Source organism: Tepidiforma sp., assembly GCF_026419595.1.
GTDB lineage: Bacteria > Chloroflexota > Dehalococcoidia > Tepidiformales > Tepidiformaceae > Tepidiforma.
In genome coordinates, this window is record NZ_JANZZD010000098.1 from 341 (window position 1) to 638 (window position 298).

1 protein-coding gene is annotated in these 298 nt (G+C 66.1%); it reads left to right on the plus strand.

Features of this window, described 5'->3' with window-relative positions:
* The coding region (locus N2041_RS14565) for a hypothetical protein (RefSeq protein ID WP_297679328.1) at positions 1–298 on the plus strand (298 nt) is incomplete at both ends.

The following is a 298-nucleotide window of genomic DNA, read 5'->3' on the forward strand; positions in this document are numbered from 1 at the left end:
CCGCCGCTGTGGCCGATGCAGAAACCGTCCTTGCCATGCAAGCCTTGGCGCGCGAAGTGCCCGCTGCCTCGCCTGTGGCTGACTACGCCGCACGTCTTATCGTCGCTACCCATCCCGACGACCCGACCGCACCGGAGCTCCTACGGCGTTACGTGCGCTACGGCTCAAGTCCACGCGGCGCGCAAGCCCTGCTCCTTGGCGCGCGTGTCACCGCACTCTTGGCCGGGCGCTATAATGTGGCTTTTGAAGATGTCCGCACCGTGGCGCCCGCGGCTTTACGTCATCGCCTCATCCGTAC